17 protein-coding genes, 1 tRNA gene and 1 pseudogene are annotated in these 17,823 nt (G+C 31.2%); 15 read left to right on the top strand and 4 right to left on the bottom strand.

The window, feature by feature from the left end:
* Positions 1-17: 17 nt before the first annotated feature.
* The 14 genes from polX to CD135_RS03315 all read left to right on the top strand — a co-directional run bounded on the left by polX (position 18) and on the right by CD135_RS03315 (position 14,031).
* A complete protein-coding gene (polX, locus tag CD135_RS03380) occupies positions 18-1,721 on the top strand; it encodes a DNA polymerase/3'-5' exonuclease PolX (protein WP_064211131.1) in 1,704 nt (567 codons plus the stop codon).
* 26 nt (positions 1,722-1,747) lie between these two features.
* Positions 1,748-4,096 carry an endonuclease MutS2 gene (locus CD135_RS03375; RefSeq protein ID WP_103268816.1) on the top strand — a complete coding sequence of 783 codons (2,349 nt, stop codon included), beginning with the start codon at positions 1,748-1,750 and terminating at the stop codon, positions 4,094-4,096.
* 119 nt (positions 4,097-4,215) lie between these two features.
* Entirely contained in the window at positions 4,216-4,959 is a 744-nt protein-coding gene (locus tag CD135_RS03370) for an enoyl-CoA hydratase/isomerase family protein (protein WP_064204086.1), read from the top strand.
* Between the two features lie 111 nt (positions 4,960-5,070).
* A complete protein-coding gene (gene trxA / locus CD135_RS03365) occupies positions 5,071-5,385 on the top strand; it encodes a thioredoxin (protein ID WP_017000523.1) in 315 nt (104 codons plus the stop codon).
* A gap of 268 nt (positions 5,386-5,653) precedes the next feature.
* A complete protein-coding gene (uvrC, locus tag CD135_RS03360) occupies positions 5,654-7,441 on the top strand; it encodes an excinuclease ABC subunit UvrC (protein ID WP_064204085.1) in 1,788 nt (595 codons plus the stop codon).
* A 187-nt stretch (positions 7,442-7,628) separates the two neighbouring features.
* Positions 7,629-8,240, top strand: a complete 612-nt coding sequence (locus tag CD135_RS03355) for a succinate dehydrogenase cytochrome b558 subunit (RefSeq protein WP_017000525.1) — start codon at positions 7,629-7,631, stop codon at positions 8,238-8,240.
* A 32-nt stretch (positions 8,241-8,272) separates the two neighbouring features.
* Entirely contained in the window at positions 8,273-10,036 is a 1,764-nt protein-coding gene (gene sdhA, locus CD135_RS03350; protein ID WP_103268815.1) for a succinate dehydrogenase flavoprotein subunit, read from the top strand.
* A gap of 2 nt (positions 10,037-10,038) precedes the next feature.
* Positions 10,039-10,848: a succinate dehydrogenase iron-sulfur subunit gene (sdhB, locus tag CD135_RS03345; RefSeq protein ID WP_017000527.1), complete on the top strand. Its 810-nt coding sequence runs from the start codon at positions 10,039-10,041 to the stop codon at positions 10,846-10,848.
* Between the two features lie 215 nt (positions 10,849-11,063).
* The gene (locus tag CD135_RS03340; protein ID WP_064204083.1) at positions 11,064-11,498 is read left to right on the top strand and encodes a MarR family winged helix-turn-helix transcriptional regulator; all 435 of its coding nucleotides are present in this window, start codon (positions 11,064-11,066) and stop codon (positions 11,496-11,498) included.
* Entirely contained in the window at positions 11,495-12,292 is a 798-nt protein-coding gene (gene racE, locus CD135_RS03335; RefSeq protein WP_017000529.1) for a glutamate racemase, read from the top strand. The genes CD135_RS03340 and racE overlap by 4 nt, the downstream gene beginning before the upstream one ends.
* A 12-nt stretch (positions 12,293-12,304) precedes the next feature.
* Positions 12,305-12,889 carry an XTP/dITP diphosphatase gene (locus CD135_RS03330; protein ID WP_064204082.1) on the top strand — a complete coding sequence of 195 codons (585 nt, stop codon included), beginning with the start codon at positions 12,305-12,307 and terminating at the stop codon, positions 12,887-12,889.
* On the top strand, positions 12,886-13,392 hold the full coding sequence (locus CD135_RS03325; RefSeq protein ID WP_103268814.1) for a metallophosphoesterase family protein: 507 nt from the start codon (positions 12,886-12,888) through the stop codon (positions 13,390-13,392). The genes CD135_RS03330 and CD135_RS03325 overlap by 4 nt, the downstream gene beginning before the upstream one ends.
* Before the next feature lie 209 nt (positions 13,393-13,601).
* On the top strand, positions 13,602-13,817 hold the full coding sequence (locus tag CD135_RS03320) for a hypothetical protein (protein WP_017000532.1): 216 nt from the start codon (positions 13,602-13,604) through the stop codon (positions 13,815-13,817).
* A gap of 140 nt (positions 13,818-13,957) precedes the next feature.
* Positions 13,958-14,031, top strand: a tRNA-Arg gene (locus CD135_RS03315).
* A 166-nt stretch (positions 14,032-14,197) separates the two neighbouring features.
* On the opposite strand, the gene CD135_RS03310 is transcribed toward CD135_RS03315, so the two are convergent.
* From CD135_RS03310 to CD135_RS13315, 3 genes are all read right to left on the bottom strand, one after another.
* Positions 14,198-14,614, bottom strand: a complete 417-nt coding sequence (locus CD135_RS03310) for a cytidine deaminase (RefSeq protein ID WP_103268813.1) — start codon at positions 14,612-14,614, stop codon at positions 14,198-14,200.
* A 627-nt stretch (positions 14,615-15,241) separates the two neighbouring features.
* Entirely contained in the window at positions 15,242-15,346 is a 105-nt protein-coding gene (locus tag CD135_RS13320) for an Ltp family lipoprotein (protein WP_017000534.1), read from the bottom strand.
* A 26-nt stretch (positions 15,347-15,372) separates the two neighbouring features.
* Entirely contained in the window at positions 15,373-15,945 is a 573-nt protein-coding gene (locus tag CD135_RS13315; RefSeq protein ID WP_103268812.1) for an Ltp family lipoprotein, read from the bottom strand.
* 615 nt (positions 15,946-16,560) lie between these two features.
* On the opposite strand from CD135_RS13315, the pseudogene CD135_RS13295 reads away from it, so the two are divergent.
* Positions 16,561-16,644 (top strand): annotated as a pseudogene (locus CD135_RS13295) (hypothetical protein); the annotation flags it as partial.
* A gap of 100 nt (positions 16,645-16,744) precedes the next feature.
* On the opposite strand, the gene ilvE reads toward CD135_RS13295, so the two are convergent.
* Entirely contained in the window at positions 16,745-17,776 is a 1,032-nt protein-coding gene (gene ilvE, locus CD135_RS03295) for a branched-chain-amino-acid transaminase (RefSeq protein WP_103268811.1), read from the bottom strand.
* Positions 17,777-17,823 lie beyond the last annotated feature (47 nt).

Raw genomic sequence — 17,823 nt, 5'->3', positions numbered from 1 at the left:
TTTACGGAGGAATAGATATGTTAACGAAAAAAGATATAGTGAAAATGCTTGAGACAATTGCAGTATATATGGAAATTAAAGGGGAGAATCCTTTTAAAGTATCAGCATATAGAAAAGCTAGTCAATCCTTAGAAACTGATGAAAGAACGATACAAGAAATTGACGATGTCACAACACTGAAAGGAATAGGTAAAGGTGTTGGAGATGTAATTAATGAATATTTAGAAACAGGTAAACAAAGTTATTTAGATGAACTTAAAGAAGAAATACCAGAAGGCTTGATTCCGCTTTTAAAAATTCCAGGTCTTGGCAGTAAAAAAGTCGCAAAATTATACAAAGAATTAAATATAAAAAATAAAGAAGATTTAATAAAAGCTTGTGAAAATAATGAAGTCTCAGCTTTACCAGGTTTTGCTAAAAAAACGGAACAGAAGTTACTAGAAGAAGCTAAAGTTCTAGGACAAAGACCTGAACGTTATCCAATCAATACAATGATTAAAGCACACGAAGTGATTAATCGCTTTTTAGATGATATTGACGGCATAATTGAATATCATGTTGCGGGTAGTTTTAGAAGAATGAAAGAAACGAGCAAAGATTTAGACTATATTATTTCTACTGAAAATGAGATGGATGTTCAACAAGCGCTTTTACAATTCCCAGACATACAAGAACAAATTGCTGTAGGTAAAACTAAAGTCTCATTAGATATATTAATTGAAGATGATGTAATAGGTGTAGACTTCAGAATGATTAAGCCTGAAGCTTTCTACCATACTTTGCAACATTTTACAGGTTCAAAAGATCATAATATAAGAATTAGGCAATTGGCTAAAGAAAGAAATGAAAAAGTAAGTGAATATGGTATTGAAGAAAGTAACGGTAATATAATTACTTATGATAATGAAAAAGCTATTTATGATCACTTCAATGTACCGTATGTTCCTCCAACTATGCGTGAAGATGGTACAGAATTTGATAAAGATATTAGTAATATTGTTCAATTAAGTGATATCAATGGTGATATCCATATGCATACAACTTATAGTGATGGTGCCTTTAAATTAGAAGAGATGATAGAAGCTGCGATAGAGAAAGGTTATCAATTCATATGTATAACTGATCATTCTAGAAGCCTTGCAGTAGCTAACGGATTATCTATAGATCGACTTTTAGAACAAAATGAAAAAATCAAACAATTAAACGAAAAATATAAAGAAATTGATATCTATAGTGGTACAGAAATGGATATTAAACCAGATGGTACTTTAGATTATCCTAACGAAGTATTAAAAGAATTAGATTATGTAATTGCTGCCATTCATCAAAGCTTTAATCAAACTGAAGAAGAAATTATGAATAGGTTAAGAAATGCATGTGAGAACCCATATGTAAGACATATAGCTCATCCTACAGGCCGTATTATAGGTAGAAGAGATGGTTATAAAGTTAATATTGAACAACTTATTGAGATGGCTAAAAAAACAAATACTGTTTTAGAATTAAATGCAAATCCACAAAGATTGGATTTAAATGCAGAAGTATTAAAAAAACATCCTGATTTAATGATTACTATTAATACAGACGCTCATCATATCGATCACTTTGATTTTATGAAATATGGCGTCGGTACTGCACAAAAAGGATGGGTCAAAAAAGACCAAGTTATAAATACTAAAGATCGTGATTCATTTAAAGAATGGATTCGTTCTAATAAATAATGTACAAATAGAAGAGGGAAGATAAAATGAATGAAAAAACATTAAAAGTTCTTGAATATCCCTTAATTATTCAAAAATTGTCAGCTCATGCTACAAGTGACATTGCGACACGCTTAATTGAAGAGGTTAAACCAAGTGATGATTATGCATCTGTTCAACATAGTTTAAATGAAACGGATGAAATGACACAAATATATAATAAACATAGGGTGCCAGGATATTCAGGATTACAAGATATTAAATCTCTTGTAAGAAGGTCTGAAATAGGAAGTTTATTAAATGTCGAAGAACTTAATCAAATTAAAAGAAATATACAAGTTCAAAATAGATTTAAAACATTTTATGCAAGCATTGTAGAAGAAGATGAAGATATTCTGTATCCAATAATAGACGAACAAGTTTCTCGATTACCAGTGCTCAGTGAATTGTTAAATCAAATAAATGAACAATGTGATGAACATGACTTATTTGATACGGCTAGTCCTAAATTAGCGGAATTGAGATATCAAATTAAAAAAACGAACGATCGTATTAAATCAAGATTGGAACAAATGGTAAGATCTCAATCGAATCAGAAGAAATTATCAGATTCGATTGTTACAGTGAGAAATGATCGACATGTATTACCTGTTAAAGCTGAATACCGTCAAGATTTCAGTGGTATCGTACATGATCAGTCTGCATCCGGCCAAACTTTATATATAGAACCTAGTGCAATTGTTGAAATGCATAATCAGATTGCACAAGTAAAAGTGAAAGAAAAAGAAGAAAGAGATAGATTGCTATATATTCTTACAGAACTAGTTAGCGGTGTATCTTATGAATTACTAACAAGCACAGAAATAATGGGTCATTTAGATTTTATAACTGCTAAAGCCAAATTTGGTACGACTATAAAAGCAACAAAACCTATTCTTTCTGAAGATAGAGCTATATATTTACCTAAAGCAAGACATCCATTAATCAATGAAAATGAAGTGGTTAGCAATACGATTGAATTTAAGGAAGATATAAATGCTGTTATTATAACTGGTCCTAATACAGGCGGTAAGACAGTAACTTTAAAAACAGTTGGTTTGATTACATTAATGGCGCAATCTGGTTTATTAATTCCAACTTTAGACGGTTCAATCATTACAATATTTAAAAATGTATTTTGTGATATTGGTGACGAACAATCTATAGAGCAATCTCTATCTACGTTTTCATCACATATGAAGAATATTGTTAATATTATCGAGCACGCAGATAAAGATTCATTAATCTTATTTGATGAGCTTGGGGCAGGTACTGATCCAAGTGAGGGTGCTGCATTAGCGATGAGTATATTAGATTATACAATTGAAAGAGATGCATTAATAATGGCTACAACACATTATCCAGAACTTAAAGCTTATAGTTACAATAGAGACAAAGTGATGAATGCAAGTGTGGAATTTGATGTAGAGACTCTAAAACCAACTTATAAATTATTAATGGGTATACCAGGAAGATCTAATGCGTTTGAAATTTCGAAAAAACTAGGATTAAAAAATGAGTTAATTAATCATGCTAAATCGCTAATTGGTCAAGATGAGAAAGAAATTAATGTCATGATTGAGTCGTTAGAAAAGAATGCTAAATCAGTGGAAAACGATAGAATTGAAGTGGAAAAATTAAAACAAGAATCACAAGAACTACATCAATCACTATCTCAAGAGTTACAACGTTTTGAAAAATTCAAGACTCAATTAATGGATGAAGCACGCAATAAAGCAAATCAAGAAGTGAAACAAAAAACTAGAGAAGCAGAAAACATTTTACAAGAATTGCGAGATATGAGAGATAAATCTGGCGCTGAAGTAAAAGAACATGAATTAATTGAACGCAAAAAACGTTTAGATAACCAATATACTGCAGAATCCATTAAACAGAATGTACAGAAAGAACGTCATGATAAAATAGAAGTAGGTGACGATGTTAAAGTATTATCGTATGGACAAAAAGGTGAAGTCATTGATATTGCTAGTGATGAGGAAGCGATTGTTCAGATGGGTATTCTCAAGATGAAAATAGAAATTAAAGATTTAGAGAAACTAGATAAGAAAAAACAACAACCACAAAAAGTCGTGCCAAGAACCAATAGATCTACTATAAAAATGGATTTAGACTTACGTGGTTATCGTTACGAAGAAGCTATGATAGAATTAGACCAATATCTTGATCAAGCAGTTTTATCAAATTATGGTACAGTAAATATTATTCATGGTAAAGGTACTGGTGCGTTACAAAAAGGTGTGACAGAACATTTGAAACGACATCGTTCAGTCGACAGCTTTAGGACAGGTATGCCTTCAGAAGGTGGATTTGGTGTTACTGTAGTGACATTGAAATAAGGAGGAAACATATTGGATAATTTTGATATGTATAAGCTTGCTAAAGTATTAATCGTTATTTCTGCTTTAACATTTATAGCAGGTATCGCTTATTTAATTTTCTTATAAGGAGAAGTGTCATGATAAAAACTAATATAGAACAAAATGTTTTGTTTATTGAACTTAATAATGGCCCTGTAAATGTTTTGAACGAAGCGGTTTTAAATCAAATTATAGGAGCTATAGAAGAAATAGGATTTGGCAATGATGTTAAAGTAATAGTAATTAAAGGGAATGAGAAATGTTTTTCAGCTGGAGCAGATATCAAATCATTCCTTGGACTATCCAAGCATGAAAGGTTAAATTTAGCTTCGACAAGTGCAAAACTATTTAGATTGATTAAAACATGCCACAAACCAGTTATTAGTTCTATTCACGGCGTATGCTTAGGCGGAGGTTTAGAATTGGCTTTAGCATGTGATATGAGAATTATAACGAATGACACTAAAGTAGGGTTACCAGAAGTTAATTTAGGTATTTTTCCTGGATTTGGTGGTGTGAGAAGGCTATCCGCAATGATAGGTCAACATAAAGCACTTCAAATCGCATTAACTGGAGATATGATAAAGCCTGAAGATGTATCACATTTATTTAATGATATTGTTGAACAAAATGAATTAGATAATGTAACGAAAGAGTTAGCCTTTAACATAGCGAGTAAATCATCAGATTCTATTAAAGTAATTAAGCAAATGTCTAATCTGGATATATCATTAGAAAGTGATCAAATTGAGGAAAGACATTTCGTAGATATCATTGAAACAGAAAATGCTCAAGAAGGAATTGACGCTTTTATTTCAAAAAGAACACCTAATTTTAAGTGATTGATTAACAGTACATCATGAAGTACAATACAGTGTGAGCAAACAACATGCATCGGTCTATGAACCGTGCTATACTCACTATATCATTAATTATCAAGGAGGATATTTCCTATGGCATTAGTAAAAGCAACTGATTCAAACTTTGACGAACAAATTAAAGAAGGCGTTAATTTAGTAGATTTCTGGGCACCTTGGTGTGGACCTTGTAAAATGATTGCACCAGTATTAGAAGATTTAGCTAAAGACGTTGAAGGTAAAGCAAATATAGTTAAATTAGATGTTGATGAAAACCAAGAAACAGCAGCTAAATATGAAGTAATGAGTATTCCTACATTAATCGTATTTAAAGACGGCGAACCTGTTGATAAAGTTGTAGGTTTCCAACCTAAAGAACAACTAGAGCAAGTTTTAGCTAAACATTATTAATCTTAAATCCAATCATCAGGCTGGGACATTAATCAATGTCTCAGCCTGATTTGTCATATTGGCAATAGATGACTGACTGGCTTACTAATGTGTTCCATTAACGTTTTATCAATACTAGTTAGAATTGCTAGAGTGGGAGTATAAAATCTTATTTAAAAATTAGATTTTTATCCTACTCTTTTCACATTGTAAATAGAACGTATGTTTTGGTAGGTAGACGATTTATTGATATAATAATATTAAAAAGTTATAAAGGTAGGTGAATTTTGTGGAAGACTACCAAAAGAAAATTAAACAAAAACTAGAAGTTATACCTACAGAACCTGGTTGTTATATTATGAAAGATAGACACAATTCAGTAATATATGTTGGTAAAGCTAAACGTTTAAGAAATAGGGTTAGAAGCTATTTTACGGGAGCACATGATGAAAAAACAACACGTTTAGTCGGGGAAATAAGAGATTTCGAGTTTATCGTAACTTCTAGTGAAATAGAGTCTTTGTTACTAGAATTAAACTTAATTAAGAAGCATCAACCACGATATAATATTTTATTAAAAGATGACAAGAGTTATCCATTTATTAAAATAACAAATGAAGAACATCCACGTTTACTCGTAACACGCACAGTAAAGAAAAATTCAGGTAAATATTTTGGCCCTTATCCAAACGCATATGCAGCACAAGAAACTAAAAAGTTATTAGACAGAATATATCCACTTAGAAAATGCGTTACAATGCCTAATAAAGTTTGTCTTTATTATCATATCGGTCAATGTCTAGGTCCATGTGTTTATCCAGTTGAACAAGCTCAATATCAACAAATGATTAAAGAAATTACTGACTTTTTAAACGGTGATGATAAAACGATAGTGAATGATCTACACGATAAAATGAATGCAGCAAGTGAAGCATTAAAATTTGAAGAAGCAAAAGAATATAGAGATTTAATTAAGCATATTGAAATGTTGAATTACAAACAAAATATGATGTCAGCTGACATGACAATGCGAGATATCTTCGGTTATTCAGTAGATAAAGGTTGGATATGTATCCAAGTATTTTTCATTAGACAAGGTAAACTAATTGAAAGACAGGCTTCTATGATTCCAATTATTCAAACTGCTGAAGAAGAATTCTATACATTTATTGGTCAATTTTATACGTTAAACCAACATTTAACACCGAAAGAAATTCACATTCCAAAAAATCTTGACAAAAAAACAGTAGAGTCTGTTGTTGATTCAAAAGTTATACAACCACAAAGAGGTAAGAAGAAAGAAATGGTAGATTTAGCAATTAAAAATGCTAATATTTCATTAAATAATAAATTCGAATTAATTGCTAAAGATGAATCTAGAACAATTAAAGCTATTGAGGATTTAGGAGATTCAATGGGGATCCAAACACCTATTAGAATAGAAGCTTTTGATAATTCTAATATACAAGGTGTTCATCCTGTTTCTGTTATGATTGCTTTCGTAGATGGAAAACCAAGCAAGAAAGATTATCGAAAGTATAAAATTAAAACAGTTGATGGACCCGATGATTATAAATCAATGCAAGAAGCAGTTCGAAGACGTTATACGAGAGTATTAAAAGAAGGTTTACCAATTCCTGATTTAATTATAGTCGATGGTGGTAAAGGACACATGTCTTCAGTAAGAGAAGTTTTAGAAAATGAACTAGGCTTAGATATTCCAATAGCAGGGCTTAGCAAAAATGATAAACATCAAACTTCTGAGTTATTATATGGTACGCAAGCAGAAATTATACCACTAAAGAAAAATTCTCAAGCTTTTTATTTATTACAAAGAATTCAAGATGAAGTTCATAGATTTGCTATTACATTCCATCGATCAACAAGACAAAAAACTTCTTTAAAATCTGTATTAGATGAAATAGAAGGTATAGGACCAAAACGAAAACAAAATTTATTAAAACATTTTGGTTCAATTAAAAAAATGAGAGAATCTAATGAAGAAGAATTTATGAAAATTGGATTGCCTCAGAAAGTCGCCCACAACCTAAAAGTAAAACTTGATAGTAAAGAGTAATATTACAATGGAAAATCCAATTATATGGGTATGAGAATAATTCTCATACCCAAAATCTTATGTAATAATGTTACAATATACATGTAATGCTCATTGTGTTTTTTTTAATACACATGTAATCGTTTTCAGTTATAAAAGAAAATATAGACACAATCGAGTTATAGATTAAAGTTAGGGGGGACTTCTTTTGGCGTCAAGCGAAAATCAGTTTATTTTACGTCGTATCCATTCAATGTTAGGTGTAATTCCTATAGGAATATTTTTGATTCAGCATTTGGTAATTAACCATTTTGCAACTATTAGTCCAGAGGCATTTAATAAAGCTTCAGACTTTATGTGGCATTTACCATTCAAAATCGTTTTAGAAGTGGTAATAATTTATATTCCTATATTATTCCACGCTATATATGGATTATACATAGCGTTTACAGCTAAAGAAAATGTAGGCAGACAATCATTATTTAGAAACTGGATGTTTTTATTCCAACGTATAACAGGTGTTATCTCGTTTATATTCATTGCTGTACACGTTTATCAAACGCGTATACAGGCAGCATTAGGACATCATATTGATTTTGATATGGTTTCAGATATATTATCTAATCCTATTTCAGTAACGTTATATGTTATCGGCGTATTAAGTGTTATATTCCATTTCTCAAATGGTTTATGGTCATTCTGTATCACTTGGGGGATCACACAATCGCCTAAGTCACAACGCTATATGACTTATGTAACATTATTCGTATTTATCGTTATTAGTATTATTGGCTTAAGAGCTATATTCGCGTTCGTATAAGATTTATACTTTTTAGGGGAGTGACAATTTTTATGGCAAACAACAAAATTATTGTTGTCGGTGGTGGTTTAGCTGGTTTAATGGCAACAATTAAAGCTGCGGAAAAAGGTGCACATGTTGACTTGTTCTCATTAGTACCAGTTAAACGTTCACACTCTGTTTGTGCTCAAGGTGGTATTAATGGTGCAGTTAATACTAAGGGTGAAGGTGACTCTACATCTATTCACTTCGATGATACTGTATATGGTGGGGACTTCCTTGCTAACCAAACACCGGTTAAAAGAATGACTGAAGCAGCACCAAGTATTATCCACTTATTAGATAGAATGGGCGTAATGTTTAACCGTACACCTGAAGGTCTTTTAGACTTCCGTAGATTTGGTGGAACATTATATCATAGAACAGCTTTTGCTGGTGCAACTACAGGACAACAATTACTATATGCATTAGATGAACAAGTTAGAAGATTCGAAGTACAAGGTTTAGTAACTAAATACGAAGGCTGGGAGTTTTTAGGCATTGTTAAAGATGACGAAGATGCAGCTCGCGGTATTATAGCTCAAAACTTAAAAACTGCTAAAATAGAATCATTTGGTTCAGACGCTGTTATTATGGCAACAGGTGGACCTGGTATTATCTTTGGTAAGTCAACAAACTCAATGATTAATACTGGTTCAGCTGCATCTGTTGTTTATCAACAAGGTGCTAAATACGCGAATGGTGAATTTATCCAAATTCACCCTACAGCAATTCCGGGCGATGATAAATTAAGATTAATGAGTGAGTCAGCTCGTGGTGAAGGTGGCCGTATTTGGACTTATAAAGACGGTAAACCTTGGTATTTCTTAGAAGAAAAATATCCTGACTATGGTAACTTAGTACCACGTGATATCGCAACTCGTGAAATATTTGATGTATGTGTAAACCAAAAATTAGGTATTAATGGCGAAAACATGGTATACCTAGATTTATCACATAAAGATGCTCATGAGTTAGATGTTAAACTTGGTGGTATAATTGAAATATATGAAAAATTCACTGGTGACGACCCTCGTAAAGTCCCAATGAAAATATTCCCAGCTGTTCACTATTCGATGGGCGGCATATGGGTAGACTTTGATCAAATGACCAATATTAAAGGTCTTTTCGCTGCAGGAGAATGTGACTTTTCTCAGCATGGTGGTAACAGATTAGGCGCTAACTCGTTATTATCTGCAATTTATGGCGGTATGGTAGCTGGTCCTAACGCAATGGAATACGTTAAAAATATCGAAACTTCATATACAGAGTTAGATGAAGAATTATATCAAAAACGTATTGACGAAGAACAAGAAAAATTCGATCACTTATTAAATCTAAAAGGTACTGAAAACGCATATAAATTACACAAAGAGCTAGGCGAAATTATGACGGCGAATGTAACAGTTGTACGTCATAATGACAAACTGTTAGAAACAGATAAGAGAATAGTAGAATTAATGGAAAGATATCAAGATATTGATATGGAAGATACGTCAACTTGGAGTAACCAAGCTGTATTCTTTACGCGTCAATTATGGAACATGTTAGTGCTTGCTAGGGTTATTACAATTGGTGCATACAATCGTAATGAATCTCGTGGTGCACATTACAAACCAGAATTCCCTGACCGTAATGATGAAGAATGGTTAAAAACTACAATAGCACAATTCAGAGGAGCTGAAGAGGCACCTGAATTTTCATATGAAGATGTTGATATTAGTCACATTGAACCTCGTAAACGAGATTACTCACAGAAATCTAAAGGAGGTAAATGATAATGGCAGACTCTCAAACAGTTGAACAAAATGCACAAGGACAAAATCAAGAAGACAAAACAATTACATTAATCATAACTCGTCAAGAAAATGACAAATCACAGTCATATGACGAAAAGTTTGTGATTCCATATAGACCAAACATGAACGTGATTGCAGCATTGATGGAAATCCAAAGAAATCCTGTTAACTCAAAAGGTGAGAAAACGACACCTGTGACATGGGATATGAACTGTCTTGAAGAAGTATGTGGTGCATGTTCCATGGTTATTAACGGTAAAGCGCGTCAATCATGTTCTGCAATAATTGATCAATTGGAACAACCTATAAAGCTTGAGCCAATGAAAGCATTCCCAGTAGTTCGTGATTTACAAGTAGATCGTTCTCGTATGTTTGATAACTTGAAAAAAGTACAAGCTTGGGTTCCAATCGATGGTACTTACGATTTAGGTCCTGGACCTCGTATGCCTGAGAAAAAACGACAAACAGCATATGAATTATCAAAATGTATGACATGTGGTGTTTGTTTAGAAGTATGTCCTAACATAAACGTAAATAATAATTTTATGGGGGCACAAGCTATTTCTCAAGTACGTCTTTTCAACTTACATCCAACAGGTAGTATGACAAAAGACGAAAGAATTAAAGCGTTGATGTCTGACGGTGGTATTCAAGAATGTGGTAGTTCACAAAACTGTGTGAATGCTTGTCCGAAAGGTATCCCATTAACTACATCAATTGCTTCAATGAACAGAGAAGCAACATTTCAAATGTTTAAATCATTCTTTGGTTCAGATCACCAAGTATATTAATATTATATATTAGTGCTGTGACATCATTGTCCAGTTTATATAAGCTAGTAAAAATTCTTGTATTTTTGAATTTTTACTGGCTCTTTTTATGCTTTAATATAAGGATGTTTATCTATACTAATAAGGCTTAATCAACTCATTTCATTAACTTCAAGTTATTTGATATGTTATTATAAAGTGTATAAGTAAGAAGTTGAAAAGAGGTACCATCGATTATGGAAGATATTACGAAACAGATTGAATATTCTCTAAGACATATTGTAGAAAGAACAAAATATACAGCGAGAACACAATTAAAACTTTATGATATTTCACCACCACAATTTATAACATTGCAATGGTTATATGAAAATGAAAATCTTACTATAGGTGAATTATCTAAAAAATTATTTTTAGCATATTCTACGACAACAGACATCATTGATAAATTAGAAAAGAAAGAGTTAGCAATGAGGATTCAATCTGTTGATGATAAAAGAGTTTTCCATGTTAAATTACTAGAAAAAGGCGAGCATTTAATTGACGAAGTGATTCACGCAAGACAAAGATATACTGAAGAATTATTGTCTGTTATGAATGACGAGGATAAAATCAAATTTAATGAAGCTTTAGATATCATGTTAAAAAGAATGAGAAGTGAAGACCAATGAACAAACCAATAGGCGTGATAGATTCAGGAGTCGGAGGCTTGACAGTAGCTAAGGAAATTATGAGACAATTACCAAATGAAACAATATATTATTTAGGTGATATTGGTAGATGTCCTTATGGTCCGAGGTCGAGAGAAGAAGTCAAAGAGTTTACTATACAGCTTGCTAATTTTTTAGTTAAAAAAGATATTAAAATGTTAGTTATAGCGTGTAATACAGCTACAGCTGTAGCATTAAAACCTTTACAGGAATTACTGTCTATACCAGTTGTAGGTGTAATAGATCCTGGTTCAAGAACTGCTATAATGACAACCAAAAATAATCGTGTTCTTGTATTAGGTACTGAAGGTACTATTAAATCTGAAGCATACAGAAGAAGTATTAAGACTATAAACCCTCAAGTAGAGGTAAAAGGCATTGCTTGTCCAGGATTTGTACCATTAGTTGAACAGATGAGATATAAAGACCCGACGATTACAAGTATCGTTATCCATCAGACACTGAAACAATGGAGATATGATGATTCAGATACAGTAATTCTAGGTTGTACACATTATCCATTGATTTATAATCAAATCAATCAATATTTTGATGGTGAAAAGTCTGTTATATCATCTGGTTTAGAAACAGCAAGGGAAGTAAGTGCGTTGTTAACTTTTAGCAATGAACATTCTTATTATACGCCAAACCCACAGCACAAATTCTTTGCCAATGGTGATGTTGAGCACATTACACGAACGATAACAGAATGGTTACATATAGAAAATGTAGAAGTAGAAAGAATAACATTGTAAGGGGAGACTACTATGAAAGACATTATAATTGCATCAAATAATAAAGGTAAAATTGAAGATTTTAAAGCGATATTTCCTAAAGCAAATGTGATAGGTATATCAGAAATTGCACCAGATTTTGATGTAGAAGAAACAGGTACAACTTTTGAAGAGAATGCTATCTTAAAATCAGAAACAGCTTCTAAAGCATTAAATAAAATTGTGATAGCAGATGATAGTGGATTGTCCGTTGAAGCTTTATACGGTGAGCCAGGTATATACTCAGCACGTTACGCTGGTGAACCTAAAGATGACCAAGCTAATATTGAAAAATTATTATCTAACTTAAAAGATAAAGAAAATAAAAATGCTGAATTTATATGTGCTATTGCTGTAAGTGAACCAGGAAAAGATACAGTAACTTATGTTGGAAAAGTACAAGGAGAAATAATAGATGAACAAAGAGGAGAGAATGGATTTGGTTATGATCCAATATTCTTTGTGCCATCGTTAGATAAAACTATGGCAGAGTTAACTGCAGCTGAGAAAAGTGCAATTAGCCATAGAGGAAATGCTATTAAACTTATGAATGAAGATATAGGGGAGCGATTTCAATGAAATGGATAATTGTTAGTGATAATCACGGAGAACAAGGTATACTTCATGAATTATATGACTATCATAAAAATGCAGATTTATTTTTACACTTAGGAGATTCTGAATTTAATTATGATGACAGTGAATTAAGTTTATTCAAGCGTGTAAAAGGGAATTGTGACTTTGACCCTCAATTTCCAATAGAAAATAGTGGAGAAATAGAGAATATTAAATATTTCTATACACACGGGCACAGATATGATATTAAATCAAATAGAGAAGTTTTAAGTGCACATGCAGCAAATGAAGGTGCTCAATTTGCATTTTATGGTCATAGTCATGTTGCATTATGTGAATCTATAAATGGAGTATATTGTATTAATCCTGGTAGTATATCGCAAACTAGAGGAGATTGGGAAGAAACATATGCGATTTTAGAATTCGATGAAAAAAGAGAAAATGTAAATTTATCATTCTTAAATAGAGATCATAAAGAACTAGAAAAACAATCACTAGCTCTGTAATATACTTTAAAAAGATATAATATGATTTGTAAAAATTTAGTATAAATGAATAGTTATAAATAAAAAATGAGATATTCAAGAGAATATCTCATTTTAATTACAATTAAAGAATAAACTTTCATTTGTAAAATAAATGTTTTATAATATGACTATTAATTCACAGTAAATTTAAAAGATTTACAATTAATCAAAATCGGGAGCGGGTATAAATGGAAAGAACGCGTGTAACATCACTTATAAACAATGAAAAATTTTGTATAAATAAAGGTGAAGAAGATGAAGTACATCGTAATGAAAATATATACGTATTAAGCGCTTATGGACTTGTACATGCAAGTATAGTAGAAATCTTTGAAGATCAATCAATTTGCAGAGCAGATAAAGAAAATACAGTAAAAATAAATGATATCGTACTAACAGATTAATAAAAAAATCAAAATTTCACAAAAAGAGTGTAATAATACCTCGAAAGCGATTTAATAAACCTTTTTCTTTTTAAAAAGTATTGATTAAACTGCAGCAATTAGATATAATTATTCTTGTGTTAATAAATGAGTTAATAAATGTCCTGGTAGCTCAGTAGGATAGAGCAACGGCCTTCTAAGCCGTCGGTCGGGGGTTCGAATCCCTCTCAGGACGCTAATAAGTAAATTCCGTTACATCTCGTTACTAAAAACGAAGATGTAACGGAATTTTTTGTTTATAGTGAATTACTGTTTACTAACGTAATTGCTCCGGAACTACACTAAAATAATTAGAATACTCAACGTCAATAAATCAATTGGAATAAAGTAATTATGATTTATTACTCGACAAAATCTATATCATCATAGGCTTTTGTCCAATGGTTAGGTTGTAATTCTTCTAATTTTTTATATTTAACTTCTTGATTTTCGTTAGTTACACCGACTTTTATTTGATTACCCCAATATAATAATCTTTCTTGACATGTCCCGCATGGCGTAAGTATTTTAAATTCACTCTTTTCGTCATCTCTAACAACGCAAATTGAGTGAGTTATGATGTCTTGGTATTTATGTGCTTCTATGATTGAACCTGTTTCAATACATAATGCACTAGAGGCGTTTATGATTTCTGGGGCAACTGAAGTGTATATTTTACCATTTTTTGAATACATTGCTGCTGCACCTCCCCATCCTTTTGGATATCTTTTTTTTATTAGTGCTTTAGCGTCTTCGAAAAGCTTTTGTTCGATATTCATTTTTTATCCCCTTAATTTTTGTGTTTTTGAAACGAGTGTAAACGAATTTCTTCTTGTTTTGATACTATGTAAACTACCCAGTGATAAGGGCGGTGATTTTTTACGTTATCATATACATAGAAAAAGTGCATATCTACAGAGTGTAATAGAAGTAAACTGTTACTGACGTTTGGTCTTTTTTATTTTCAAGCTATCTCCATAATACAATCCATATCTAAATATATAATACATTTTCATTTTTCTGAGTGTTTCTAACATTGAATGTTATTTTGCGAAAAACATTCTTTTTCATAAGTCCATCAAATACAGCATCATCAAAACTAGATTTAATATATTCATTAAGTTTTCTTATAGTTTCTTTAGTATGCGAATTTGCGAATAGATTAATAAGGTTCTGATAATTTGATCGAGTAAGATTTTTAACATAATATTACTCATATAAAACCTTGTATCAATTCTAGTAAATGTTTTTCCCATGATATTTAGCATCTTTGGGTGATTCAAAACAAAGTTTTCTGTATCTTTTTCCCTCAAAAGCTGAAATTATATTGATTTTTCCCCATGTTTAGTAACTTTCATATTTACACTCCTTACTAAAAAACCTCACGTGTTAGGTGAGGTACTTACTTATTTATCCAAGTTATCGATAGCGTATTGAGCTTCTTCTGGTGTGAATTTATCACCAGCACTTGATGTTAATTGATCGTATAATTCTTCATTAGACATATCCATTATGTTGATGTAGCTTTTGGCAGACTCTAAAGCATTTTTTTATAATCAGCTTTTAAATTTTCCACTGCATATCTAGCAATATCTTCTGGGTATTTATCACCAGCTTTTGAAGTTAATTGTTCAAAGATACCTTCTTTTGACATATTTAGATATTCAGAATATGATTTAGCACTATTCAAAGCTGCTTTTTGCTCTCTATTAGGTTTATTATCTTCTTTTTCTTCTGTTAAACTTTCTTTAGTTGAAGATTCTACAGTAGTTTTTTCTTCCGTTTTAACTTCTTCAGTTGAAGGTTCTGCAGTAGATTTTTCTTCAGTAGACTGTTCCGTAGGTTTAGATTCAGAATTCTTATTAGTAGTATTTTTAGCTTTGTCTATTGTTTCTGTATCATTTTTGCTAACTGTATAATCATCACTTACTGGTAATGCAACAAAAATACCAACAAAACAAGCGAAGCCTACTAGAAATAAAACTATTGAACTAATTAAAGGAACTTTAATATTTCCTTTTTTAACAATTCTAACAATGGTGATGATAAACATTGTTAGAAAAGCAATTGAAATAAAAAACCATAAAACTGTAAAAATAAAACTTCCCATGTAAAACTCCCTTTCTTATTAGAAATTATATATTAAAACACCTTTAATGGATTACTTTCTATAATATAAATCTAATTGCAGGTGATTAAACCAATTAGCAGTTCATACACATTTTTTAATCTAGATAGTGCCGTCATAAATAACAATTGTAATAAGGCAATTTCTAATTTCTGATGTTCTTCTTAAAAAAAGTATAACTATCTCTATTAATATAGGCTACATTGAATATCCGTTTACGCATATATCTTCTCCAATACTAGCACCAGTAGTACTATGTCTAGTAAAAGATATTTTCTCATTATGGTTATTATATTTGAATTTATTTTCCTTGATAGAAAATAATTACTTGGAAAATTATCAGATATTGCATAATAATTTGAGCTTTAATTGTATATAATTACCTTAACAATATTGTAAAACTATAACTAAATGAGTAAAAGGTAATATTTTTACATTAAGGTTACATATTACAATTTATAAACTAGAGTAAGCTAGCTATATTTTTATTAAAGGAGTGGTTTGGTTGGTGATGAGATGAAAGTTCATAAATTAATATACTATATGCAAAAACATCATTAACCTTTATAGGAAAAAACAATTATAGACGCTATTTAAAATCCAAATAATTCTATGATTATTCAATCTAAAGTGACAGATGCTTTACAAGCTAAGAACATAAAGAGACAAAGGCCAAATAAATTATAGTCATATGCACATTCAAAACAGAATAAAAATCCCAATCCGCTTTGTAGTTAATGTAACGGATTGGGATTTTTATTTTGCATAAGATTTATATATTTTAAGCTTCAACTTCGTTTAATTGCTTTACATCTAATGTCCAATTAAATATATCTTCTGCTTTGCCTGTTTGTATGTCCTTATATGCTTTATATAATTGTTGAGTAATGCGTGATTTTTGATTGCTATTAAGTATTATCTCATTATTTAAGTGTGAAATTCTATTTACAGGCGTAATTGCATTTAATGTATCTGTGCAAAAGGCTTCGCTTAATATACCTTTGTCATTTGCTAATACGATATCTTCTATAGCTATTTCTTTTTCTGATACTTGATATCCGAGGTTATTAGCGAGTTTGATTATAGTTTGGCGCATAATTCCTGGTTTAATACTCCCATTTAATTTTGGAGTTACAATTTCATTATTGATTACGAAAAAGATGTTTTTGTTACTAACTTCTTCTATATATTTCTTTTCTATACCGTCTAACCATAGTACGTTATCATATCCTTTTTCTTGAGCTTGCTTTTGTGCTAAAAATTGTGAAGCAAAGCTGCCTCCAAATTGTGTGTAACCTGCGTCTCCTCTTATTGATTTTACAAGTTCTTGTTCCACATATAATGAAATAGCGTTTGGTAACGATTGATCTGATTGTTTTGGAATAGTTGAAACTATAATATTGAAATTATATTCTTCAGATTTACTTACACCTAATTTACTTTCTGTAGCGTACATAAAGGGACGTATGTATATTGAGTTTTCTTCATTAATGTTTATAGAGCTATCAACATTGAGTAATTGGATTAGGGTATTAATCACAGGTTCTATTGGAATGGTGGGCATTTCTAATCTTGTTAAAGAATGATTGAATTTATTTAAGTGATCATATGGTTTGAAAATGGAGAAGTTATTTTTATCATTAAAGGCTATCATATCTTCGAAAACTGTTTGACCGTAATGTAAACATTGCGCGCTAGGTGAAATTGTTATGGGGGCATAAGGTCTTATTACAGGTTTTGACCAACCTATATCTGAGTGATACGACATGTTGATCATATATTCGGAAAATTTATTATTCGATTCATCATTCATTGTTATTGCCTCCTAAAAAGTTTATGTAATGTTGAATAGTATATCAG

This window comes from Mammaliicoccus lentus (genome assembly GCF_002902755.1).
GTDB classification, from domain to species: Bacteria; Bacillota; Bacilli; order Staphylococcales; family Staphylococcaceae; genus Mammaliicoccus; species Mammaliicoccus lentus.
The sequence above is the reverse complement of the archived record's forward strand: the minus strand, read 5'-3'. Positions and strand labels throughout refer to the sequence as shown.